We start from the raw sequence: 22526 nt of genomic DNA, 5'->3' as shown, positions 1-22526 counted from the left end.
CCCGCGAGACTACAAGCACATCAGAACGGCCGGGCCGGACGGCCCGCCCCTTCCTTGGAGGATTTCATGAGGACGATCGTCGCAAGCCTGTTCATCTCGCTCGACGGTGTCGTCGAGGAGCCGGCGGCGTGGCATTTCCCGTACTTCAACGACGAGATGGGCGCCGCCGTGTCGGCGCAGATGGCCGACACCCTGCTCCTGGGGCGCAAGACCTATGACAGCTTCGCCGGGGCGTGGCCGGAGCGGGAGGCCGAGGGCGGCGAGGACGCCGGCTTCGCGAAGACGCTCGGCGACGCACGGAAGATCGTCGTGTCGCGCCAGCCCCTGGAGTTCACCTGGCGCAACTCCGAGCTGCTCCAGGGTGACCTGGCCGAGGCCGTGACCGCGTTGAAGAAGGAGCAGGGCGGCCGTATCGCCATCAGCGGCTCGGTCTCGGTGGTCCGCCAGCTGCTGGCCGCGGGGCTGTTGGACGAACTGCACCTGCTGGTGCACCCGATCGCCGTCCGCAAGGGCGAGCGCCTGTTCGACGAGGGGGAGAGCTCGGTCCCTCTGGAGCTGATCAAGTCCGAGACGTTCGCGACGGGCGTGCTGTACCTGGTCTACCGGCCTGCCGGGACGAGCGGCGACGCCTCCTATGACGACGCCAAGGCCCACCTGTCCCAGGGCGAGCAGTAGAGGCGGTCCGCGGTCGCCTCGACGGCCGCGGCGCCGCCGCACGCTCAGACATCCCTATGGCTGGGTGACCCGCAGGTGTCGCCGTTCGGCCAGTTCCTCCGCGCTGACCAGGGTCAGGATCGGGGTTCCCGGCGGCGCGAACATGGTCACCACCAGCTGCGACTGCGCGTCCGGGAGGTTGTTGGCGCCTTGGAGGTGGATGACGTCGCCGCCGGGTTCGAACAGGGCGTCGCCGGCCTTGAGCACCCGGGGTGGCTGCCCTTCCAGCTCGAAGAGGATCTCGCCTTGGGTCACGTAGCCGAAGAGTGGCCCGGGGTGGCGGTGTGGCGGTGCGCCGGGGTCGCCGGGCGACAGGGTGACCCGGACGGTCCTGGCCTCGGCGCCGGCGGGGATCCGGGCCGCCGCTTCCGGCAGGGTTGTGATCACTTCAACGCCTGGGGGCAGGTGTGCGTGTTCAGCGCTCATGTTGTCCTCCATCCAAACAGGGACTGTTCAGAGTGAGGACAAGATGGCCGCGCCGTTTGTGACAGCCTGTTCGACGCCACCATCGAGGAGGAACCATGGCGAGGGGCTCCAAGAGAGGAAGCGGTAAGCGGAGATCACGCAAGAGGCAGTGGGCGGTTACGGGGGCGTGCCTCCTGAGCGCCGTCGTCGTGTGGTTCGCCCGCGAGTACCCAGGCTGGGCTGCGGGGACCGCTGGCCTGCTCGCGGTGGTGTTCGTCGGCGGGCTCGTCCTCCGGTACCGCATGATCGAGGCGGAGAGACAGCGGTTCCTGGCCGCCAATGCCCACCTGGAGAAGGTCGACCGGATGGCGGGCCCCGCGTTCGAGCATCTCGTCGCCGAGCGGATGATCGCTGACGGCTTCCGTAAGGTCCGCGAGTGCGGCCGTGCCGGTGATGGCGGCGTGGACATCACGGCCCTCGCTCCAGGACACGGCCGGTACGCCGTCCAGTGCAAGCGTTACAGCAAGACGGTCGGCGCGCCCGAGGTGCGCAACTTCCTGGGTGCGCTGGCCAACACCTTCGCCGGCCACACCGGCGTGCTGGTCACCTCCGGCCGCCTCACCAAACAGGCCAGACTCGAGGCGCTGGGCGCACGGACGCCGCTCATCCTGGTCGAACGCGACCGTCTGGCGGACTGGCTGCTGGGCACGGTCTCGCTGCTGCCGGCAAGATCTGCGAAGGCGAAGGTGCCGGCCGAAGAAGAAGCCACGTGATGCGATCGGGTCAGGGCCTGATGGCGGTGCCCTGGGCGGAGGTGAGGCGCCAGGTGCCGGGGGACCCGGTGGCGTACACGTGGGTGTAACGGCTCCCGGCGCTGTACGTGGTGCCGTCCGGGTTGGTCACCTTCATTCCGGTACGCCCCACCACGATGCCGACGTTCCCGATGACGCGGACGATCGCCTCATCCGGGAACGAGTCGATCCGGGGAAACGCAAGAGCTCCGGACGCCACAAGGTCAAGCACGATCCGCTTGTCAGCGACGGCCCCGTCCTGCAGGCCCACCAGGATGAAGTCGTCCGACAGCAGCTCCTCAAGCACGCCGAGATCGCCCGCCACCAAGGCGTCGAAGAAGCTCTGGTCGTGCTTGAGAAGCGTGGCCCGATCCGTGCTCATGTGCGTCCGTTCGTCGATGTCAGAGGGGTCGAGGGTAAACGTTGACGCCCGTGACAAGGTCAACCGACTCGTCAGGCGAGTTCGTACCTCCAGCCGGTGGCGAGGCAGGACGAGACCAAGACCTCCCCGCCGGAGCGGGCGACGGTGAACAGCGTGGGCTCGCCGGAGGCCTGGTCGGTGACCGTGAGGGTGGTCTCGCCGTCCGGGCCCGGGTACACGCGCAGGGTCAGGCCGTCGAGGTAGTCATAGTCGGGCCGGTCGTCCCTGGCCCCGACGGGCAGGACGGCGCCTTCGCGCACGTAGATCGGCATCGAGGTGAAGCCGTGCGTCTCGGTACGCCAGCGGCCACCCTCGACGCGTTCACCCGTCAGGTAGTTCGTCCACGTGCCGTCGGGCAGGTAGACCTCGACCGTCCCGTCGGGGCTGAAGACGGGCGCGACGAGCAGGTCGGGGCCGAGCATGTACTGGGTGTCGAGGTAGGTGACGTTGCGGTCCCCGGGGAACTCCATCGCCATGGGCCGCATGACGGGTGTCCCGCTCTCGTGCGCCTGGACGCCCGCCTGGTACAGGTACGGCATCAGGCGGAGCTTGAGTTTCGTGAACAGCCGGGTCACCTCCACGGCCTCCTCGTCGAAGGCCCACGGCACGCGGTACGACGACGAGCCGTGCAGCCGCGAGTGGGAGGACATGAGCCCGAAGGCGACCCAGCGCTTGAAGACGCCGGGGTCCGGGGTGCCCTCGAAGCCGCCGATGTCGTGGCTCCAGAAGGAGAAGCCGGAGAACGCGAGTGACAGGCCGCCGCGCAGGCTCTCCGCCATGGACTCGTACGTCGATCCCGAGTCGCCGCCCCAGTGCACCGGCAGCCGCTGACCGCCGGCGGTCGCCGACCGCGCGAACAGCACCGCCTCGCCCCGGCCGCGTCGTTCCTCGAGCACCTCGAACACCGCGCTGTTGTAGAGGTGCGTGTAGAGGTTGTGCATCCGTTCGGGCGTGGAGCCGTCGAAGTAGGCGACGTCGAGCGGGATGCGCTCCCCGAAGTCGGTCTTGAACGCGTCGACTCCCTGGTCCTGCAGCGCGCGCAGCTTCGACTGGAACCACCGCGTCGCATCGGGGTTGGTGAAGTCGACCAGCCCCATGCCGGCCTGCCACAGGTCCCACTGCCAGACCGAGCCGTCAGGACGCCTGAGGAGGAAGCCCTGCTCAGCGGCCTCGGCGAACAGCGGCGAGCGCTGGGCGATGTAGGGGTTGATCCACACGCAGACGCGCAGGTCCTTGGCATGCAGGCGGGCGAGCATGCCCTCGGGGTCGGGGAAGACGCGCGGGTCCCACGCGAAGTCGCACCAGTTGAACTCGCGCATCCAGAAGCAGTCGAAGTGGAAGACCGACAGCGGCAGGTCGCGCTCGGCCATGCCGTCGATGAACGAGGTCACGGTCCGCTCGTCGTAGCGGGTGGTGAACGAGGTCGACAGCCACAGGCCGTACGACCACGCGGGCAGGCGCGCGGGACGGCCGGTGAGCGCGGTGTACCGTTCCAGGATCTGCTTGGGGGCCGGCCCGTAGATCACGAAGTACTCGAGGCTCTCTCCCTCGACCGAGAACTGCACCCGCTGCACCGCCTCCGACCCGATCTCGTACGAGACGTGCCCGGGGTGGTTCACGAAGACGCCGTAGCCGCGGTTGGTGAGGTAGAACGGCACGTTCTTGTAGGCCTGCTCCGAGGAGGTCCCGCCGTCGGCGTTCCAGATCTCCACCGTCTGGCCGTTCTTGACGAGCGGTCCGAAGCGTTCCCCCAGCCCGTAGACCGCCTCGCCCACGCCCAGCGCGAGCTGCTGGGCGAGGTGGACGGAGCGGCCCGTCCGGGGGTTGCCGACCGGGCCCGGGTCGGTCAGCGCGTCCGCGGCCAGCTGGAAGTATCCGATGGACTTGGGACCGCTGGAGGTCAGCGGGCGCCCGTCGCCGTGGAAGGACAGGTTCCAGGGGGCTCCGGGTGCCATGGTCGCGCTGAGCGCGCCGCTGGTGAGCGTCGCGCCGTTCGCGTCGTCCGCCTTGACGATGCCGTGCCCATCCTTGGGCCCATCCTCGGGGCCGTCCTCGGCGCCGACGAGCTCGAAGCCGCGTTCGTCACTCAGGTGGTGGTCGATGCGGACGCGGATCACGTTCTCCAGCGGTGACGACAGCCGCAGCGAGAGCACCGGCCGGTTGAGCGTGTCGCCTCGGCGGTGGATGACCGTGGTGGGCGCGGTGACGGTGAACGCGCTCTCCTCGGTCTCGATGTCGTACGCCTCGGCCGCGTACAGCGGGGTGACGCCGGGCCGCATCTGCCAGAGCCCGTCGGTGAACTTCATCGGTGGGGCTATCCCTTCAATCCGCCGGCCAGCAGGTCGGCGCGCCAGAACCGCTGCAGGACCAGGACGAGAACGATCAGCGGGATGACGGCGACGGCCGAGCCCGTGATGACCAGCGAGTACAGGTCGCCGTCGCCGGCGCCCTTGCCCAGGAACGTGTACAGGCCCAGGGTGATCGGGTATTTGTCCTGGTCGGACAGCATGATGAAGGGCAGCAGAAAGTTGTTCCAGATGCCGACGAACTGCAGCAGGAACACGGTGACGAGCCCTTGCACCATCATGGGCAGCACGATGGTGCCGAAGATGCGCAGCTCGCCGGCGCCGTCCAGGCGTGCCGCCTCCAGCGTGCTCTCCGGGACCGAGGCCGCGGCGAAGACCCGGCACAGGAAGATGCCGAACGGGTTGATGATGACCGGCAGGAGCACCGACCAGTGGGTGCCGGCCAGACCGACGGCCGCCATGAGCAGGTACTGCGGGACGGCCAGCACGATGCCGGGCACGAGCACCCCGGCGAGGATCACCGAGAAGAGGACCTGGCGTCCGCGGAAGCGGAACTTGGCCAGGGCATAGCCGGCCATGGCCGACACGAGCGTGGACAGGACGGCGCCGAGACCGGCGTACAGCAGCGAGTTGAGCCCCCACTGCCAGAACTGGCCGCCGCCGTAGGTGCTGAGGTTGGCCAGGTTGTCCGCCAGGCCGCTGCCTGGGGCGAAGGAGAAGGTGGTGAACAGCTCGCGCGAGGTCTTGGAGGCGGCGATCACCACCCAGGCCACGGGGGTCAGGCAGTACAGCCCGCCGAGCAGCAGCACGATCAGCGCCAGGCGCGGCCGCCGCCGCGCGCCGGGACGGCGGCGGTGATGGAGGGTGGCGCTCATGCGTTGTCTCCGAAGGTACGGCGCTGGAAGAAACGGAGCAGGAGCAGCGAGATGACCAGGATGCCCGCGGCCAGCACGACGGAGGCGGCGGCGGCCCCGCCGAGGTTGTCGTTCATGAACGCCTCCTGGTAGATCTTCATCAGCGGCACCCAGGTCGAGCTGATGGTCGTCGTCATCGGGCGCAGCGTGGCCGGCTCGCTGTACAGCTGTAGGGTGCCGATCACGGAGAACAGGCCGGTGAGCACCAGTGCGGGGGCCACCAGCGGGATCTTGATCCGCCAGGCGATCTGCAGTTCGCTCGCTCCGTCGATGCGGGCCGCCTCGTAGACGGAGGTCGGGATGGAACGCAGCGACGTGAAGATGATGATCATGTTGAAGCCGACGCCGGACCACAGCGCGATGTTGGCCAGGGAGAAGTACAGGGCGGGGAAGCTGAAGAAGTCCAGCGGCCCGGCGTGCAGCTGCCTGGCGATGTAGGTGACAGGGCTGGTGCTGGGCAGGTAGAGGAAGCCCCACAGGAGGCTGGCGATCACGCCGGGCACCGCGTACGGCAGGAAGATCGCGGTACGGGTGAAGCCGCGCGCCCGCACCCTCGGGGTGTCCAGCAGCAGCGCGAACAGCAAGGCCAGGCCCAGCACGCTGGGGATGGCGATGACGCCGTAGAGCAGCACGCGGCCGAGCCCGGCGACGTACTCGGGGTCGGTGAGCGCGGCGGTGTAGTTGTCGAACCCGATGAAGGTCTGTACGCGCCGCCCGAACGCGCCGCCGCCTTCGATGCGGAAGCCACGGAAGCTCAGGTAGATTGCGTAACCGATCGGGATGATCAGAAACAGGGTGAAAAGCACGATCGCGGGCGTGGCGAACAGCCAGGGGGTGGCTGTGGCGCGCAGGCGCGTTCGCCGGCCGGCGGAGGTGGCGGGCATGAGACGTCCAGAGATGGGTCGAACCGGGGACCCGGAGGGCCCCCGAGTGTCCTACTTGGTGACTGTATAGCCGGACTTCTGCAGGTCAGCGATGACAGCCTGCTGCGTGGCCTGGTAGACCGCGCGGAACGAGGCCTTGTCGAGCGCGGCCTTGTTGAGCGCGTCCCCGAAGGCGGTCTGCGCCACGTTCACGTTGGGTCCCCAGGTCACCGGGATGGTGGTGTTCTTGATCACCTGGTCGGTCACCTGGTAGAAGTCCTTCTGCTGGGGCATCAGCTTCGGCGGCGCGGAGGTCAGCGTCGCCTGGCGGCCGGCGTTCCCGCCGGGATAGATGTCCAGGGTGAGCTGCAACTTGGAGCCCTCGTCGGAGGCGCCCAGCCAGGCGGCGAAGGCCGCGGCCTCCTTGGCGTGCTTGGACTTGGCCGGCACCAGATAGGCGGAGCCGCCCAGGAACGGGACGGCCGGATTGCCCGGCGTCCACTGCGGCAGCGGTGCCGACTCCCACTTGCCCGCCGTATCCGGCGCCACCGAGTAGAGCACGCTGGGCGCCCAGGCCGCGGCGGCCCAGCTGAGGATCTTGCCGTCGTTGACCTGGGCGTTCCACTCCGGCGTGAGCAGCGGCTCGACCTTGACCAGGTCGCGCTTCACGAGGTCCTCCCAGAAGTCGGCCGTCTTCAGCGAGGCCTCGCTGTCGATGCCGACCTTCCACGCCTTGCCGTCGTTGCTCCACCACTGGGCGCCGGCCTGGGCGGCCTGGGCGGCGAAGAACTCGAGCTGGCTGGCCGAGAAGCTGGCGATGTAGGCGTCAGGGTCCTTCTTGTGGATCTGCTCGGCGGCCTTGGCGTACTCGGCCCAGGTGCTGGGGACCTTGACGCCGTACTTGTCGAACAGGTCCTTCCGGTACGTGAACGTCATCGGCCCGATGTCCTGCGGCACGCCGTAGACCTGGTTGTTGAACGTGGTCAGGGCCCAGATGTTGGACTCGATGCCCGACTTGACGCCGGCCACGTCGGCGGTGATGTCCTTGACGGCTCCGGCCACCACCACGGCGGGCACGCCGCGGTACTCCAGCTGCACCACGTCAGGGGTGTCGCCGGCCTGATCGGCCGCGAGCAGCTTCGAGGCGGTGTCGGCGGTCCCGCCGACCTCCGACAGCTTGATCGTGACGTTGGGGTTCTCCTGGTGGTACTTCTTGATGATCGCCTCGGCCTCCGGGTCGCCGCCCTTCAGGTTCCAGGTCCAGACCTGCAGCGTGACCGGCCCGCCGGCGCTCGCCGTTCCCGAGGAGGAGGAGGTGTCGTCGGACGAGCAGGCGGCCAGCGACGCCGCCAGGGCCAGCGCCAATGCGGCGCTCACCATGCTCCGGCGGCGGAGCGGGGGAACGGTGGGTGGGGTCATGACGATCTCCTCGGACAGGTGCTGCATCCGGCGGACTGCCGGGTCGTGCGTTGGCATCTAACCTGATGTTAACGTTGTCATCCTGTCAAGCCCTCGCTCGTAACAGAGCCGACACCGCTTCGGAGCCCACCCCCGTGCTCACCTTCCGTAACCCGGTTCTGCCCGGCTGCCATCCGGATCCGTCGATCTGCCGGGTCGGCGAGGACTTCTACCTGGTCACCTCGTCGTTCGCCTACTATCCGGGCATCCCCGTCTTTCACAGCCGGAACCTGGTCGACTGGCGCCAGCTCACCCACGTACTGACCCGGCCGGGCCCGCTGTCACTGGAGGGACTGGACGTCTCCGACGGCATCTGGGCGCCGACCATCCGCCACCACGACGGCACGTTCTACGTGGTCTCCACCCTGGCCAGGAACCGGCAGGGCAGCATCACCTTCATCGTCACCGCCGACGACCCGGCCGGGCCCTGGTCCGACCCGGTCCCGCTGGAGGCCGAGGGCATCGACCCCTCGCTGTTCTTCGACGACGACGGCCGGTGCTGGCTCGCCGCCTGCAGGGACGCGGTCGAGGGCGGCCCCGGCGAGCTGTGGATGCGCGAGCTCGACCTCGACCGCCTCAAGCTCATCGGCCCCACCCACGTGCTCTGGCAGGGCGCCGTACGGGGGGCGTGGGTGGAGGCTCCGCACCTGTACAAGCGCGACGGCGTGTACCACCTGATCGCCGCCGAAGGCGGCACCGAAGGCAACCACAGCGTCACCGCCGCGCGTTCCGACGTCGTCACCGGCCCCTACGTCACCGATCCGCGCAGCCCCCTGCTGACCCATCGGCACCGTGGCCCGGACGAGCCCATTCACAACGTCGGCCACGCGGACCTGGTGGACACCCCTGACGGCGAGACGTGGGCGGTGACGCTCGGGGTGCGGCCGATCGAGGGCACCCACACGCTGGGCCGCGAGGTGTTCCTGGTGCCCGTCGTCTGGACGGCGCACGGTCCCGTCTTCGCCCCGGAGTCGGGGGAAGTGCGGCTGTCGGAGCGGCTGCCGTCGATCGCGTCGGAACGGCTGGGTGACCCGCTGGGCGACGGGCCGGGTGACGGGCCGGGTGACGGGCCGGGTGACGGGCTGGGTGACGGGCTGGGTGACGGGCTGGGTGACGGTGCCGCGGTGGTGGGCCGGGAGTGCTTCGACGGGCAGCTGCCGGGCCTGCACTGGAGCAGCCTGCGTGGCCCGATCGGCGACCGCGTCAGGCCTTCGGCGCACGGGCAGGGCCTCGAGATCGACGTGGTGCCTGAGCCGCTCAGCTCCACCGGCGTACCGGCCTTCATCGGCCGGCGCCAGCAGCATGTCCGTTTTCACGCGCAGGCACACCTCAGCTTCGCCGCCGCGGATCCGTCACAAGAGGCCGGACTGGCTGTCTTCCAGCATCAGGACCAGTACGCCACGCTTGCCCTCACCGTGGACGGCGACCGAAGGCCACAGGCGACGCTGACCGTCCGGGAGAGCGGCGTGGAGACGTCACTGGCCGCCGTGCCGATCCCGGTGGGCGAGGCGCTGCTGTCCGTCGAGGGAGACGAGGCCGGCTACACCTTCCGCGCCAAAGACCCCGACGCCGATCATTGGACCAGCCTGGCCACGATCGAGCGCTCCTTCTTCAGCACCGAACGCGCGGGCGGCTTCGTGGGCGTCCACCTCGGTCTCTACGCCACCGGCAACGGACGCCCCGGCGACGGCTGCGCGCACGTCCACTGGTTCGAATACCAGCCGCACCGCTGAGCCCGGCCGACAGCAGCCCGGCCAGCAGCAGTGCGTACGGGTCGGTGCGTTCGGATCAGCGCGCTGATCGGGGCGGCGCCGTGCTGCGCCGGACCACGAGCTCGGGAGCGATCCGCTCCGACGAGGCCGGCTCGCCCCGCATCATCCGCAGCACCTGCTCGATGGAGCGCTCGCCGAGACCGACGAAATCCTGGCGAACGGTGGTCAGCGCGGGCACCAGGTAAGCCGCCCCGGCGATGTCGTCGAAGCCGACGAGCGAGACGTCGCCGGGGACCTTCACGCCGAGCTCCGCGAAGGCCGCCAGCACCCCCATGGCCATCTGGTCGTTTCCGGCGAAGATCGCCGTCGGGAGCTCCTCCGTCCGGCGAGTGGTGAGATAGTGCGCCAGCCGGTAGCCGCTGTTGCCGGTGAAGTCGCCCTCGAGCATCTCGCCCTCGGCCTGCGGCGCGTCTTTCAGCGCGGCCCGCCAGCCCTCGACGCGCGCTCGGGCGTCGAACGTACGCAATGCTCCGGTCAGATGAACGATGCGGCGATGCCCCAGCTCCAGCAGGTGGCGCACGGCGAGCCGGGCGCCGTGCACCTGATCGAGCTCGACGAAGCCGACCTCGGGATTGGGCACGTTGCCGGACATGACCACCGTCATCGGTACGCCGGTGACGACGTCGGACAGGGCGTCCACCACCATGGGCCGGTCGGCGATGACCGCGATGGCCTCCACCGCCTGATCGGTCAGCCGCTGCAGCGTCTCGGCCATATCCCTGGTGGTGCCGCCCTGCCAGCTGGCCAGATTGACCCAGTATCCGGCCCGCTGCGCCGCGGTCTGCACGCCGCGCAGGATGCGGGGCAGCTCGTACAGCTCGGCACCGGCGAGCACCACTCCGATCGTGGAGGACCGGCGGCTCTTCAGCGCACGGGCGACACTGTTGCGGCGGTAACCGAGTTTCTCGATGGCGGCCTCGACACGCGCCCGGGTCTCCGGCCGGACGGAAGGGTGATCGTTCAGGACGCGAGACACCGTAACGTGCGACACGCCGGCCTCGCGTGCCACATCCACCATGCCAGGTGCCCGGTTCATGTCCTCGCTTCCACAGCCTCGACCGCTTCGATGGTGTCATAACCGCCGCCCATTCCCGGCAGAGCGGGAGAGTGGCGTCGCCGGCACGCCCGGCTTGGTCTCACTCTACGGCGGACAAGGCAAACGGCGCCGTACCCGAGAGGCTGATCATATCCGCCGGTCTCCCTGCGGACCTACCCCCTGAGGGACCAGCACGGATCACCGACGAGGGCGTTCAGGTCGGGATCCGTGTCCGCCGCCCAGGCCGCGTAGCCGTCGGGCCGGACCAGAATCGCGCCGGGCAGGCCGTCCACCGGCTGGACGCGGGTGGCGCCGAGGTCGGGCGCGAGTATCCCGGCCAGATCGACCAGGACGGGCCTGCCGGCCAGGAACAGCGACGGATCGAGACCGGCGACCCGGTGGCCGACCAGCGGGTGGTCGCCGGGCAGGTCGTAGGAGTGCGACAGCCCCGACATCAGGCCCGCCAGGTGCCTGTTGGCCTCGGGCAGGCGCATCAGGTCGGTGAAGACCTTGCGCAGTTCGATGACGTCCGCGCTGGGGCGGGGGTCGGCGAAGACTCGCTGCGCCTGGGTGATGTGCAGGACCCAGGCTCCGGCCGGGTGCCGCTCGGCGTGGTAGGTGTCCAGGAGGTCCGTCGAGGCCCGGCCCCGCAGGACCGCGGCCATCTTCCAGCCCAGGTTGAAGGCGTCCTGCACGCCCAGGTTCAGGCCTTGCCCGCCGAAGGGCGGGTGGATGTGCGCGGCGTCGCCGGCGAAGAACACGTTGCCCACCCGGTAGCTGTCGATCTGCCGGGTGGCGTCGCCGAACCGTGAGGCGTTGTCCACGGTGTCCAGCACGGTCTGCTCGCCGTACACGATGCGCAGCAGTTCGGCGATCTCCTCGAACGTGACCGGCCTGTCCTTGGCCGGCTCCTCGCCCGCCGCCCCGCCGGTGAACCGGTAGCGGCCGCCGCCCAGCGGCACCAGCATCACCCAGCAGTCGTCGACCTCGCGCGTCATCGTGCTGATGTGCCCGAGAGTCTTCGGCACGAGGTCGGACACCGACGACAGCCGCACGTCGGCGAGCACCGCCGTATACGTCCCCGGCCTGCCGGGGAACGGCACGCCGAGCAGCTTCCTGACCGTACTGTGCGCGCCGTCGCAGGCCACCAGGTAGCGGGCCTCGATCCGTCGGTCGCCGGCCGTCACGACCACGCCGTCGTCCGATTGCTCCACCGCCGTCACCTCGGTCTCGCGCAGCACCTTGACCCCCAGCGCGGTGGCACGCTCCTCCAGCACCTCCTCGATCTCCCACTGCGGGATCGCGAGCGGGTAGGGGTGCGCGGTGTCCCACGCTGTGCAGTCGAGCGGCACGGGCAGTAACGCGAAGTGCCCGCCGCCCGGCTCGCGGGAAACCGCCCTGGCCTGCATCGGCTCCAGCAGGCCGCGCAGCTCGAGCAGCTCCTGTACGCGCGGCTGGATCGTGCCGCCCTTGGTCTGCTTGATCCGGTCCGGCAGGCGCTCCGCCACCAGGACCTCTACGCCGGCCAGAGCCAGCTCACAGGCCAGTGCCAGCCCGGTGGGCCCGGCGCCCGCCACGATCACTTCGGTCATCGTTCCTCCCCAATACTCGACCGGGTGCAAATATATACCTGTCGCAAGAAGAGTTCGAGTGCAGGTTCTTGATATCGTGGAGGCATGACAGGGCTGCGCGAACGCAAGCGGGCACGGACCCATGCCGCCATCTCGGAGGCTGCCATCGCGCTCTTCCTTGAGCGCGGGTTCGACCAGGTGTCGGTGGCACAGGTGGCCGAGGCCGCCGAAGTGTCGAAGCGGACCCTGTTCGCCTACTTCCCGGTCAAGGAGGATCTCGTCGTCCACCGCTTCGCCGACCACGAGACCGAGTCGGCCCGCGTGGTGCGCGCCCGCCCGCCGGGCGTCGCGCCGCTGGCCGCCCTCCGCGACCACTTCCTCGACGGCCTGCGCGACCGTGACCCGATCACCGGCCTCAACGACGTCCCGGAGATCGTCGCGCTCACCCGCATGGTCCGGGAAACTCCGGCGCTACGATCGAGGGCGATCCGCTTTCAGGAGAGTGGGCAACAGGCGCTCGCGGAGGCGCTCCAGGACACCGCAGGCGCACCCGCCCTGACCGCGCGCCTGGCAGCCACCCACCTGGTGGCCACGCACTGGCTGCTGGCGATGGACAACTCCCGGGCGCTGGACGGGGGCCAGTCCGCGGCAGAGCGCTATCCGGAGGCGGTCGCCGACGCCGAACATGCCTTCGCACTGCTGTCCGAGGGCCTGGCCGGGCACGTATAGGCGCAGGCAGCGCGCGTGAGCCGCAGCCCGTGACTGGCGCCTGTACGGGCAGGACGTTCCGTTCTATCGTCGTCGGATGAGACCTCTTCCGCACGAGGACTCGACGAGGCGATCTCCGCCACAGTCTCCCATCCGGCGAAAACCGGTTTCTTCTTCGACTACGACGGCACTCTGGCGCCCATCATGCTCGATCCGGCCGCGGTCCGTCCGGTGGCCGGAGCAGTGGAGAGATCGGCGGACCTCGTCACGCTCGTCGCCCGGGTCGCCATCATCTCCGCGCGGCCGGTCGAGTTCCTCCAGGAACGCTTCGCGAACCTTCCGGAAATGCCTCTCTACGGTCTGTACGGCCTGCAGTCTTACGTGGACGGCGAGGTACGGATCGATCATGAGGCGGCCGCGTGGGAGCCCGTCATGTCGGATACCGCTCGCGCCGCCGGGCGGCAAGCCGGGCGGATGGTCGTCGAGCTCAAGCCTCCGGTACGGCTCGACAAGGGCATCATCGTGGCCAGGGAATGCGCCGAGCTCACCACGGCGTGGTATTTCGGCGACGACATCTCCGACGCCAAGGCCTTCGAGACGCTGACCGAGCGCGAACGGCTCGATCCGGCTTTCACGGGTGTCCGGGTGGCGGTGGCCAACGGCGAGACGGGCGCGCGTCTGGCTGCGCTCGCCGACCTGTGTGTCGACGCGCCCGAGGCCGTGCCGGAGTTCCTGTACAGCTTGGTCAGAGCCCTGCGGGATCAGCTTTCGCCGTAGTGGTGGACCATGAAGGGCTCGTCTTCGGGTGGAGGCATCTCGCGCGGGATGGTGTCGCGCCCGTCGGCGGCGTCCAGGTGTATCTCGCAGAGCAGCCCGAAGTCCTCGGTCCCGTAGACCTTGGCCAGCTTCGGCCAGTCGGCCAGCATGCGCAGCGCCGCTGCCGTAGAGGCCGAACAGGTGCCCGCGCAGATGAAGATTGTGCTCTTGCGCTTGTGCCGGCCGGTGCCGCGCTTCCACGTCAGGCGTTCGATGATGAAGTACTCCTTCAGGAAGGGGCGTTCTTTGCCATCGGGGCGTTCCCTGGTGTAAAGCCCGCGCTTGAAGACAAAGGTGTCGCTGCCCTTGAAGTTGCGTACCTTTATGCCACGCTCTTTGTCGTCGAACCGGATGAACTCGAAGTGCGACGGGACCGTCCGCATGACGTAGTCGGTCAGCGAGTTGTAGATGGGGGCGCCGACGATGAGGGTCGTCCCTTCGCGGATGTACTCGCTGACGCGCGAGGGATCGCCGAGTTCCGAGGCCGCGGGGCTCGTGCCGATGTGGCAGACGATGGGGTCCACTGTGGTGAGCAGTTCCGCCGAGTCGAGTGCGCGCAGCGCCCGGTACAGGGGCTTGCTCTCGACGGTCGCCGCAAAGGCCAGCGCGTATTTGTACTCGAGTTCCGTGATGGCCGTGCCGTGGTATCCCACCGAGATCGGCCCGGTTCCGGTAGTGCCGCCGGGATGGACCACGATGTTCGACAGGTAGACGGGTAACCTGCCGCGGTTGGGCTTCATGTTGAAGAATGCGCGGACCTTGCGCCGCCAGGCGATGTTTCCCAGGACAATAGCCGCCACGGCGACCATAACGGCGAAAATGACGTTAGCCAACAGATTGGATGCCAAATCGGGACCAACTGAGGACCAGTCCATCGGCGCCGCCTTGCAAGGAAAAGCCGTCGGTGAGGGCCCTGATGTTACCCATTGTTCACGTAGTGATACCGGTAGAAACCTCTTGCCGGTGAGCCCGAAACCGTGCCGTAACGAAAGTCCGGTCTACGGAGCGGCCGGCGTCTCGTCGTCCCGATCTACGTCGATCTGGCGAGATCGGGCGACAACAGCACATCGCCGATAAGACAGCGATAAGACGAGGGGCTCCCGCACAATACCGATCGAGGAGTGCTCGTCAGGAACCCGCTACCGGTGCCCTCCTAGGCCCGATCAAAATCGTTCGCCTCGGCCGCTGGACGACAGATAGCGTGTCCGCTGTGCGAGACGAGGTCTACCACTACAACGAGGAACGCTGGGAAGCCCTTGCGGAGGCGGACGCGTTGTTCACCCGTCCCATGCTCGACCTGGACGCGGAGAAGGCTCAGGCTTATCTCGGCCTGGACAGGCTGGGCATACCCGCCGACCTGGCGGGCCGAAAGGTGCTCTGCCTGGCAGGAGGAGGCGGGCAGCAGTCTGCGGCTTTCGCCCTGCTCGGAGCCGACGTGACGGTTCTCGACATCTCCTCCGGACAGCTGGAGCGGGACCGCTTGGCCGCTGAGCACTACAGCGTCGGCATCCGCACGATCCAAGGAGACATGCGGGACCTGTCCGCCCTCGACGACTCCACGTTCGATCTGGTCTGGCATCCATACTCGCTGACCTTCGTCCCGGACTCCCGGATCGTTTTCCGCGAGGTCGCGAGAGTCGTCGGAAAAGGCGGCCACTACTACCTGATGTGCGCCAACCCGTTCTTCGCCGGGCTCACCCACGACTCGTGGAACGGGGAAGGCTACACGCTGAAGCAGCCCTACATCGACGAGGCCGAGACCAGCTATCCCGACCAAGACTGGGTCTACGACGGGAAGCCGACCGGCGAGCGCATCCGCGAACCCAGGGAGTACACGCAGACACTGAGCCGAATAGTCAACAGCCTGATCCAGGAAGGCTTCATGTTGACGCACCTGTCTGAAGTCCGAGGCGACTACCCCGGCGCGGAACCGGGCAGTTGGTCGCACTTCACGGGGGTGGCCCCGCCGTGGCTGGAATTCGTCTGGCAGTACCGGCCCAGCGTCACGTCCTCGGAAGGTGAGGGCATCCAGGGGCACGGGGATCGGGAAGGTTCCCGGCATTGACACCCCCGAGAGCTGTGGCTTGAGGATCATAAGGACCATGCAGTGAGTGGTTCATCCCGCTTCGCGGAGGTGTAGTACGAGCATCGCTTTGACGAGTTGACCTGCCAGGAGCGGGCAGCAGCGGAGTAGCGGAGTGTCTCCTCCACCCAGTTGCCGATCCGGCCGGGCCGGAGGGCGATGCTGCGCTGGTCGGGATGGCGGGCGGCCTGATACCAGGCGTTGCCGAGGATCTTGGTCGTGGGATTCGTTGCCTGCGATGCCCAGCAGCAGTACGGCGCCGATGTCGGTGACGGTCCGCCTGGGCGCCGTCCTGGCCGGTTTTCCTCCTGGCCCCAGCAGAACGTCGAGCGCGGTGCAGGCGTCATCCACGTCACGGGACGACGTCGGCCACGATCTTGGTGGCGGCCTTCTGACATGTGGACAGCCGACCGCTGATGTTCGCCTGGGCGGCCGAGTTGCTGGCACACCGCCATCCGCCGACGGTCGCGACTCCGGCGCTGCCTTGTTTGGGGGTGTCTCGCCGGTAGTAGGTGCGGAAGGTCCGCAGGGCGGTCCCGCAGTCGACGCGACCTGCGGCGACCGCGACCGCGGCGATGGGCCCGTCGCTGGACGGCTGGATCTCGCCGCACACGGTGCCGGGCCGGGCGAGCGCGGGCCTGCGTGAGGGCGCAGGCGTCGGCGCCTTCGTCTCAGCGTCCTCGGAGTCCGGCACCGGCGTCCCGGACGCCGGCGGCGGCGGTGTGGCGGGAGAGGACGGCGCCGTCTGGGGCTCGGGCCCGCCCCCGCAGGCGGCGAGGGACAGCAGCAGCACCGAAACGCAGGCGGTGACGAGCGGACGCACCAGCACGACTCTCCGTAGCTCGACTTCGTGACTCGCCCAGTCTTTCACCGCACCGAGAACCAGCCGACCGTACGAGTCCGGTGCCTACGGCCTCTCGCCGAGCCAGTTCCGCCGCCGGTAGCACGACACAGCACGCAGACTGAAGAACTGCGCGCCCACCCGTAACGACAGGGCCGGACGCAGCCTGCACTCTTGCGTGAGCAAGCCACCGGAAATCCAGGCTTCCTTGCGAAACAGCTGCCCGACAAATGTCCGGTTACTGTCCGGCTGGTGCCCTTTTGATCTCACTGTTCCTGTGAAAGTGTGACGTCGGGCAAACGGACTGTGCCGAGAAAGGAGAATTCGTGGGACCGAAGGTGAAGAAATTATTTCCTAAATAGCCGGCCGTGGACGAATCCGGTGCAGCGATCGCACGCGCTCCTTCCGGGCGCTCGCCGTGCCGTCGTCATGACGAATGAAGGGCATGTCATGTTCTCAGTCCACCGACGCTCGATCCGCATGGCGGCCACCGCGGCGATTCTCGCCGCCGGCCTGCCGCTGACCACGTCTTCCGCAAACGCCTCGACCGCCGCCTCGACCGCCGTGTCGACCGCCGTGTCGACCACGGTCGAACTCGTTGAGCTGTACGAGCTGAAAACTCCGATCGGCGGATATTTCTACACCACCAGCGCGGCCGAGCGGGAATCAGCGATCCGCGACCACGGATTCGGGCCGGCGGGTGTGCAGGCGGCCCGTTACATCTCCCGGACGACATTCTCCGGCGGCGTGGGGCTGCATCGCCTGCGGGCCGTGGACCGGGCCTCCTATATCCTCGCGCTGCCGCAGGAGGCGGCCACTCTTGCGGGCAGTGGCACGTTCGTGGACGAAGGCGTGCTGGGCTACGTCGATGAGGACGGGCAGTTCGACCCGCCCCGCCTGCCGACGGGCGAGCGGCTCGCCACCGTGTGGCGGATCAGCGACGCGGGCGTGTGGCGCGCGGTCAACACGCGCGTGATGGATCAGTACTGCTACGAGAGGACGCCTCCGTGGCACCTCGACGGCGTGCTGACCAACGCCTGGGCTCTTGAGGGAGCGTGACGCGCTCACGTCCACTGCTGCCGCACAAGTCCTCCTCTTCACCTGACGCGGTCTCGTAGAAGAGGGCCGTCTCGACAACATTCATGTTCCTGGTCCTGGCCAAGCGTCCGAGCTCGGCCAGGGCCGGGGAATTCAGCCTGCCATTCGGTGATCCCGGCAAAGAAGGAAAGCATCATGCGCATCAGAGAATTGCTCCCGGCCGTCGCAGCCGTTGTGCTGCTCGTTCTGGGCTTGCCTGGCACGGCGAACGCGTCGGCGGGGCGGTCGGACACCGACACGGCCATGCGGGCGCTGTCCGTCACCGGTGACGGTGTGCCGGCGCCGCCCCCGCCGCCGATGACGAAGGATGGGACGCGGCTCCAGGGCTCCTGGATCGGGCCCTATACCTACCGGAATCTCAACAGTGGCCGGTGCCTGGACATCCTGGGCGCGTCGAAGGACAGGGGCGCGCCGGCGGTGCAATACAGGTGCGTCGCTGGCGGGGTCTCGCAGATGTGGTATCTCTGGCACACCGAAGGCGATGGCTTCATCGATTTCCATCTCATCGGCAACGCCTGGAGCGGGAAATGCCTCATGGAATGGAATGCTAATCGCCAGGCGCCGGTCAAACAGATCGAGTGCAACACGTACGTGCCCGGCATGGTCTGGAGCAACACCTCGGACTACCCCCAATTCCAGCAGAACGACGAGTCCAATTTCTGCATGGAGGTCCAGGGCGGGTCGCTGGACGACTTCGCGGCCATCGTCACCTGGGACTGCCATCACCAAGCCCACCAGGCCTGGCTCCGGTACAACGCCTGAACGGCCTCGCACTCATCATTGAAGGAGTAGCCGTGCGCGTCCGAAAATTCCTTAGTGCCTTATCCGCCGTCTCGGCGTTATTATTCGTGGCGGTTCCCGCGACCGCCGAACCCACCCCACCACCGTCTGACAAAGACCTCGCGGTGCCGGCCGTGAAACCCGTCGCGCCGGAGAGCATCGACGCGGGAGAGCGGAGCGAGGTGCTGGGCAGCGGGTGGGAGAAATCCTCCGACCGGGCGGTGACCACCGCGGGTGACGCCGCCGGTTTCCACGTGCTCGTGGCCGACGCCAAGGACGGCTACCGGTGGCGGACGGCGGCCTCGCTGTCGGAGCCCGGGTTCGACACCGACGCGTGGATCGGCAACATCTGCGTGACGGCCTCTGGTAAGCGAGCCGTCGTGGTGTACGCGCCGCGCACGTTCACCAACAAGGCCGAGCTGGCCGATCGGGGCGGGTTCACCGCGATCGTGGACCTCGACGGCGGCCCGGTGCGCAAGCTGAAAGCGCAGACGAGCCTGGCCTACTTCAACCCGGGCTGCGGCCCGTCGGAGTCGGTGGTGCTCACCCAGGGCGGCGGGGAGGACCTGACCTCGACCCGGCTGCTGGAACTGGACACGGTCAAGGGGAAGCTGGGGTCGCCGATCGAGGTGCCCGGGCAGCTGACTTCGGCGGTGCCGGTGAAGGACGGCATCGTGGCCGCCGACTCCGGCGCGGTGGTCCGGGTCCGCCCCGACGGCAAGCGCACGGTGCTGGCCCCGGCCAAGGGGGTGCCGTACCGGCTGACTCCCGACGCTGACGGCGGCCTCGTGTACGCCCAGGTGGAGGACGGGCAGACGGCCTCGGTGCGTCGGGTGGATCTCGCCGGCGGGCACGCCGTGGCCACGCTGGCCACCGGCGGCATCACCGGCCTGAGCGTACGCGCGGCCCGCGGCGGCCAGGTGTACGTGACCGGCGCCAAGTCCACCAAGGCCCGAACCGCGGCGGCGCCGAGCGTGGCGCTCGCCGACGTGCCGTACGACGCGGGAGTGTCGCTGTCCGGCGGCGTCGCGGTGACCTCGGTGCTGCGCACGAACACCAAGGACCCGCGGGTGGCGCCCGCCGACCCGGACGCGGCGCAGCGGGTGGACATCACCGCCACGTCGCTGGCCACGAACAAGCCGTTCACGCTCTCGGTGACGCCGGCCGACGGCGCGGGCGGCGGCGCGGAGCCGAGCCCGGCGCTCGGCCGGGCCGCGCTCGCCGTGGGCGGCGGCCCGAACGACCCCGCCGACGGCGGCCAGCAGGTCTGCTCGGTGGCGCGCAACGACCCGCACAGCCAGGCCATGCAGCCCAAGCCGCGGCAGGTGGAGTGGGCCGCGGACCAGGCCGTGTACGGCCGGCTCACCGTGCAGCGGCCGGCCAACTGGAAGAACCTGGGCATGCCCGCGTACACGCCGCAGGGCCTGTTCCCGCCCAGGGCGCTCGACGGCGGCGGGCGCGTGCCCGCGCAGATCCTGCTGGGCGTCGCGGTGCAGGAGTCCAACACGTGGCAGGCCGCCCGCTTCGCCATCCCGGGCGTGACGGCCAACCCGCTCATCGGCAACTACTTCGGCATCGACTACTACAACGACGACGAAGGCGACGACTGGTCGATCAACTGGGCCAAGGCCGACTGCGGTTACGGCATCATGCAGGTCACCGACGGCATGCGCCTGGCCGGCAAGACGAAGCCGGGCGAGACCGCGCTGCCGGTCGACCAGCAGCGGGCGATCGCGCTCGACTTCGCCGCCAACATCGCCAAGGGCCTGCAGATGCTGCAGGACAAGTGGAACGAGACCCGCAGGGCGGGACTGATCGTCAACAACGGCACCGCCGCGGGGCTGGAGAACTGGTTCTTCGCGGTGTGGGCCTACAACTCCGGGCTGCACCAGCCGAGCGGGTCGAACCCGTGGGGGCTGGGCTGGCTGAACAATCCGGTCAACCCGCGCTACCCGGCCGACCGCCCGCCGTTCATGGAGACCTCCTACGCTGACTCGGCGCACCCGCAGGACTGGCCCTACCCCGAGAAGGTGATGGGCTTCGCCGGCCACCCGATCGAGCTCATCGAAAGCCCCGGCACGCTGGTGTACTCCCACCGGTACGCATGGTGGAACGCCAACGAGTACCGGTACAACGTCAAGCCGCCGGTCGTGCAGTTCTGCGCCGCCAGCAACGACTGCTACCCCGGCGAGTCCCACACGCCGAACGACCCCGACGTGATCGGCGAGCCCGCCGGCCCCTGCGCGCACAAGAACACCCTCGGCCAGTACGACCTGAAATGCTGGTGGCACCAGCCGTCCACGTGGAAGGCCGACTGCTCGCTCACCTGCGGCAACGAGTTCATCCGCTTCGACCCCGGATACGCCTACCAGGACGACGCCACCAACTACGCCCCGAACTGCGACCTGTCCGGCCTGCCGCAGGGCGCGCTGGTCATCGACAACCTGGCCAAGGGAACCCCGTCCGTCAGGCCCAACTGCGCCCCCGGCTTCGTGGAGGGCGGCTCCTTCCAGTTCAACTTCTTGGCGGACATATCCGGCGACTATCCAGGCAAGATCGACGTCCATCAGATGGGCAGCGGTTTCGCCGGCCAGTTCTGGATGAGCAACACCCAACCCTCGAGCGCCGGCCGTAGGGCACGCGGGATCTGGACACTGAACCAGAGCGCCGGATGGGCCCGGATACTCGTCCACCTGCCGGTCATCGGGGCACGCACCCAGCAGGCCCGTTACGACATCGACGTGAACGGCAGCCGTCTGTACACCAAGCATCGCTACCTGCCGCAGCAGCTCGGTCGCAACGGCTGGGTGTCGCTGGGGGTGTACAACTTCGGCGGCACCGTGCCCAGCGTCCGCCTCGACAACGTCACCGACGACGGCAAGGGCACCGTACGGGTGGCCTGGGACGCGATCGCCGTACAGAAGCTGAACGCCAAGCCCAAGCACATCGTCGCCGCGCTCGGGGACTCCTACAGTTCCGGCGAGGGCGCAGGCGACTACTTCTCCGAGTCCGACGCCGATCACGGCACGTCCTACTGGAACGCCTGCCGGCGCAGCAATGACGCCTGGTCGCGCAAGGTGGTCCTGCCAGGCGACAGCGAGAACCTGGGCACGCTGGCCGGCCGGTTCGACGCCAACCACGAGCTCGGCTTCGTGGCCTGCTCCGGGGCGGAGACCGGGCATGTGATGGGGACGGCGCCCACGTCCTGGGAGCATCCGGAGAAATACAGCGACGGTCAAGGTCAGTTCCACGAGATCGCGCAGATCGACTCGGGCGTGCTCGACGAGAACACCACCCTGGTCACGCTGACCCTTGGCGGCAACGACGAGGGAGCCTTCACAGACGCGCTCACGACCTGCATCACCCCGGTCGTGGAGTGCGGCGGCTCGTTCCTGGCGACGTACAAGGCGATCCTCGACCGGACGGCCGCCAAGCTGAAGAACGTCCTCAAGGCGATCCACGCCCCGGACAAGGCGCCGAACGCGACGATCATCCTGCTGGGCTATCCGAAGCTGATCGCCTCGGGCGGTTGCAGCGTCAGCGGCACGTCCCTGATCACCTCCAACGAGGCCGGCGAGCTCGGCGAGCTCGCCCGGTACCTGGAGGGCAAGGAGTGGGAGCTGGTCTCCCAGCTGCAGTCCGAGGGGAATCCGAGCGACCCGCCGTTCAAGGTGTACACGGCCAGCCCGATCGCCGACTTCGCCGGTCACGAGGCCTGCGGGAGCGCGAACTGGATCAACCCCATCATGCTCAACCCCAACGGGGAGGGTGACTTCCATCCCGGGGACGATCGCGCGAAATGCATCCCCAACCCGCTCGACCTCTCCAACCCGGTGTGCATGAGCCGGGAGTCGTTCCACCCGAACGACACCGGGACGTCCGCGTACGCGGGGTTGCTGGCTCGGACCCTGTCCCAGGTCGGATACCAGGGCGGGCAGCCCTGACGGAC

General features: G+C 68.6%; 19 protein-coding genes. 9 read left to right on the top strand and 10 right to left on the bottom strand.

Annotated features, from left to right (window positions below; translation table 11 throughout):
• The first annotated feature begins 66 nt into the window (after positions 1 to 66).
• On the top strand, positions 67 to 675 hold the full coding sequence (locus AB0J64_RS21630; protein WP_364029326.1) for a dihydrofolate reductase family protein: 609 nt from the start codon (positions 67 to 69) through the stop codon (positions 673 to 675).
• Positions 676 to 729: 54 nt separating this feature from the next.
• Here AB0J64_RS21630 and AB0J64_RS21625 read toward each other — a convergent pair whose 3' ends face one another.
• Positions 730 to 1140 (bottom strand): cupin domain-containing protein, encoded by a 411-nt coding sequence (locus tag AB0J64_RS21625; RefSeq protein ID WP_364029324.1) that lies wholly within the window; start codon positions 1138 to 1140, stop codon positions 730 to 732.
• Positions 1141 to 1235: 95 nt separating this feature from the next.
• Between AB0J64_RS21625 and AB0J64_RS21620 the strand changes: the two genes are divergently transcribed.
• The gene (locus AB0J64_RS21620) at positions 1236 to 1892 is read left to right on the top strand and encodes a restriction endonuclease (protein ID WP_364029322.1); all 657 of its coding nucleotides are present in this window, start codon (positions 1236 to 1238) and stop codon (positions 1890 to 1892) included.
• 10 nt (positions 1893 to 1902) lie between these two features.
• Here AB0J64_RS21620 and AB0J64_RS21615 read toward each other — a convergent pair whose 3' ends face one another.
• The 5 genes from AB0J64_RS21615 to AB0J64_RS21595 form a co-directional block, all read right to left on the bottom strand.
• Entirely contained in the window at positions 1903 to 2292 is a 390-nt protein-coding gene (locus AB0J64_RS21615; protein WP_364029320.1) for a nuclear transport factor 2 family protein, read from the bottom strand.
• Positions 2293 to 2363: 71 nt separating this feature from the next.
• Entirely contained in the window at positions 2364 to 4637 is a 2274-nt protein-coding gene (yicI, locus tag AB0J64_RS21610; protein ID WP_364029318.1) for an alpha-xylosidase, read from the bottom strand.
• Between the two features lie 8 nt (positions 4638 to 4645).
• Positions 4646 to 5512: a carbohydrate ABC transporter permease gene (locus AB0J64_RS21605; RefSeq protein WP_364029316.1), complete on the bottom strand. Its 867-nt coding sequence runs from the start codon at positions 5510 to 5512 to the stop codon at positions 4646 to 4648.
• Entirely contained in the window at positions 5509 to 6435 is a 927-nt protein-coding gene (locus tag AB0J64_RS21600; RefSeq protein WP_364029314.1) for a sugar ABC transporter permease, read from the bottom strand. Before AB0J64_RS21600 ends, AB0J64_RS21605 begins: the two co-directional genes overlap by 4 nt.
• Positions 6436 to 6486: 51 nt before the next feature.
• The gene (locus AB0J64_RS21595; RefSeq protein ID WP_364029312.1) at positions 6487 to 7890 is read right to left on the bottom strand and encodes an extracellular solute-binding protein; all 1404 of its coding nucleotides are present in this window, start codon (positions 7888 to 7890) and stop codon (positions 6487 to 6489) included.
• Between the two features lie 77 nt (positions 7891 to 7967).
• Between AB0J64_RS21595 and AB0J64_RS21590 the strand changes: the two genes are divergently transcribed.
• Positions 7968 to 9605 carry a glycoside hydrolase family 43 protein gene (locus AB0J64_RS21590; protein ID WP_364029310.1) on the top strand — a complete coding sequence of 546 codons (1638 nt, stop codon included), beginning with the start codon at positions 7968 to 7970 and terminating at the stop codon, positions 9603 to 9605.
• A gap of 55 nt (positions 9606 to 9660) precedes the next feature.
• On the opposite strand, the gene AB0J64_RS21585 is transcribed toward AB0J64_RS21590, so the two are convergent.
• Positions 9661 to 10680 carry a LacI family DNA-binding transcriptional regulator gene (locus AB0J64_RS21585; RefSeq protein ID WP_364029308.1) on the bottom strand — a complete coding sequence of 340 codons (1020 nt, stop codon included), beginning with the start codon at positions 10678 to 10680 and terminating at the stop codon, positions 9661 to 9663.
• A 173-nt stretch (positions 10681 to 10853) separates the two neighbouring features.
• The gene (locus tag AB0J64_RS21580; protein ID WP_364029306.1) at positions 10854 to 12272 is read right to left on the bottom strand and encodes an FAD-dependent oxidoreductase; all 1419 of its coding nucleotides are present in this window, start codon (positions 12270 to 12272) and stop codon (positions 10854 to 10856) included.
• 84 nt (positions 12273 to 12356) lie between these two features.
• Between AB0J64_RS21580 and AB0J64_RS21575 the strand changes: the two genes are divergently transcribed.
• Entirely contained in the window at positions 12357 to 12980 is a 624-nt protein-coding gene (locus AB0J64_RS21575) for a TetR family transcriptional regulator (RefSeq protein WP_364029304.1), read from the top strand.
• Between the two features lie 33 nt (positions 12981 to 13013).
• Complete coding sequence (locus tag AB0J64_RS21570; protein ID WP_364029382.1) at positions 13014 to 13736, top strand: trehalose-phosphatase; 723 nt, start codon at positions 13014 to 13016, stop codon at positions 13734 to 13736.
• Here AB0J64_RS21570 and AB0J64_RS21565 read toward each other — a convergent pair.
• A complete protein-coding gene (locus tag AB0J64_RS21565) occupies positions 13721 to 14650 on the bottom strand; it encodes a hypothetical protein (RefSeq protein ID WP_364029302.1) in 930 nt (309 codons plus the stop codon). The genes AB0J64_RS21570 and AB0J64_RS21565 overlap by 16 nt on opposite strands.
• A 335-nt stretch (positions 14651 to 14985) precedes the next feature.
• Here AB0J64_RS21565 and AB0J64_RS21560 point away from each other — a divergent pair, with 335 nt between their 5' ends.
• Positions 14986 to 15840: a class I SAM-dependent methyltransferase gene (locus AB0J64_RS21560; RefSeq protein ID WP_364029300.1), complete on the top strand. Its 855-nt coding sequence runs from the start codon at positions 14986 to 14988 to the stop codon at positions 15838 to 15840.
• 370 nt (positions 15841 to 16210) lie between these two features.
• Here AB0J64_RS21560 and AB0J64_RS21555 read toward each other — a convergent pair whose 3' ends face one another.
• Entirely contained in the window at positions 16211 to 16687 is a 477-nt protein-coding gene (locus tag AB0J64_RS21555; RefSeq protein WP_364029298.1) for a hypothetical protein, read from the bottom strand.
• Positions 16688 to 17149: 462 nt separating this feature from the next.
• On the opposite strand from AB0J64_RS21555, the gene AB0J64_RS21550 reads away from it, so the two are divergent.
• The 3 genes from AB0J64_RS21550 (at position 17150) to AB0J64_RS21540 (ending at position 22521) form a co-directional block, all read left to right on the top strand.
• Positions 17150 to 17758 (top strand): hypothetical protein, encoded by a 609-nt coding sequence (locus AB0J64_RS21550; RefSeq protein WP_364029296.1) that lies wholly within the window; start codon positions 17150 to 17152, stop codon positions 17756 to 17758.
• Positions 17759 to 17932: 174 nt separating this feature from the next.
• Positions 17933 to 18559 carry an RICIN domain-containing protein gene (locus tag AB0J64_RS21545; protein ID WP_364029294.1) on the top strand — a complete coding sequence of 209 codons (627 nt, stop codon included), beginning with the start codon at positions 17933 to 17935 and terminating at the stop codon, positions 18557 to 18559.
• A 152-nt stretch (positions 18560 to 18711) separates the two neighbouring features.
• Positions 18712 to 22521, top strand: coding sequence for an SGNH/GDSL hydrolase family protein (locus AB0J64_RS21540; RefSeq protein WP_364029292.1), 3810 nt, complete (start codon positions 18712 to 18714; stop codon positions 22519 to 22521).
• Positions 22522 to 22526 lie beyond the last annotated feature (5 nt).

It is taken from the genome of Nonomuraea sp. NPDC049695, from assembly GCF_040674955.1.
Lineage (GTDB): Bacteria > Actinomycetota > Actinomycetes > Streptosporangiales > Streptosporangiaceae > Nonomuraea > Nonomuraea helvata.
Note: the sequence above shows the minus strand (reverse complement) of the source record. Positions and strands in the feature narration are given on the sequence as shown.

What these genes read in the sequence shown, in the direction of transcription:
- AB0J64_RS21630 (WP_364029326.1), top strand. Translation starts at nt 67, where the DNA reads ATGAGGACGATCGTCGCAAGCCTGTTCATCTCGCTCGACGGTGTCGTC.
- AB0J64_RS21625 (WP_364029324.1), bottom strand. Translation starts at nt 1,140, where the DNA reads ATGAGCGCTGAACACGCACACCTGCCCCCAGGCGTTGAAGTGATCACA.
- AB0J64_RS21620 (WP_364029322.1), top strand. Translation starts at nt 1,236, where the DNA reads ATGGCGAGGGGCTCCAAGAGAGGAAGCGGTAAGCGGAGATCACGCAAG.
- AB0J64_RS21615 (WP_364029320.1), bottom strand. Translation starts at nt 2,292, where the DNA reads ATGAGCACGGATCGGGCCACGCTTCTCAAGCACGACCAGAGCTTCTTC.
- yicI (WP_364029318.1), bottom strand. Translation starts at nt 4,637, where the DNA reads ATGAAGTTCACCGACGGGCTCTGGCAGATGCGGCCCGGCGTCACCCCG.
- AB0J64_RS21605 (WP_364029316.1), bottom strand. Translation starts at nt 5,512, where the DNA reads ATGAGCGCCACCCTCCATCACCGCCGCCGTCCCGGCGCGCGGCGGCGG.
- AB0J64_RS21600 (WP_364029314.1), bottom strand. Translation starts at nt 6,435, where the DNA reads ATGCCCGCCACCTCCGCCGGCCGGCGAACGCGCCTGCGCGCCACAGCC.
- AB0J64_RS21595 (WP_364029312.1), bottom strand. Translation starts at nt 7,890, where the DNA reads ATGCCAACGCACGACCCGGCAGTCCGCCGGATGCAGCACCTGTCCGAG.
- AB0J64_RS21585 (WP_364029308.1), bottom strand. Translation starts at nt 10,680, where the DNA reads ATGAACCGGGCACCTGGCATGGTGGATGTGGCACGCGAGGCCGGCGTG.
- AB0J64_RS21580 (WP_364029306.1), bottom strand. Translation starts at nt 12,272, where the DNA reads ATGACCGAAGTGATCGTGGCGGGCGCCGGGCCCACCGGGCTGGCACTG.
- AB0J64_RS21575 (WP_364029304.1), top strand. Translation starts at nt 12,357, where the DNA reads ATGACAGGGCTGCGCGAACGCAAGCGGGCACGGACCCATGCCGCCATC.
- AB0J64_RS21565 (WP_364029302.1), bottom strand. Translation starts at nt 14,650, where the DNA reads ATGGACTGGTCCTCAGTTGGTCCCGATTTGGCATCCAATCTGTTGGCT.
- AB0J64_RS21550 (WP_364029296.1), top strand. Translation starts at nt 17,150, where the DNA reads ATGTTCTCAGTCCACCGACGCTCGATCCGCATGGCGGCCACCGCGGCG.
- AB0J64_RS21545 (WP_364029294.1), top strand. Translation starts at nt 17,933, where the DNA reads ATGCGCATCAGAGAATTGCTCCCGGCCGTCGCAGCCGTTGTGCTGCTC.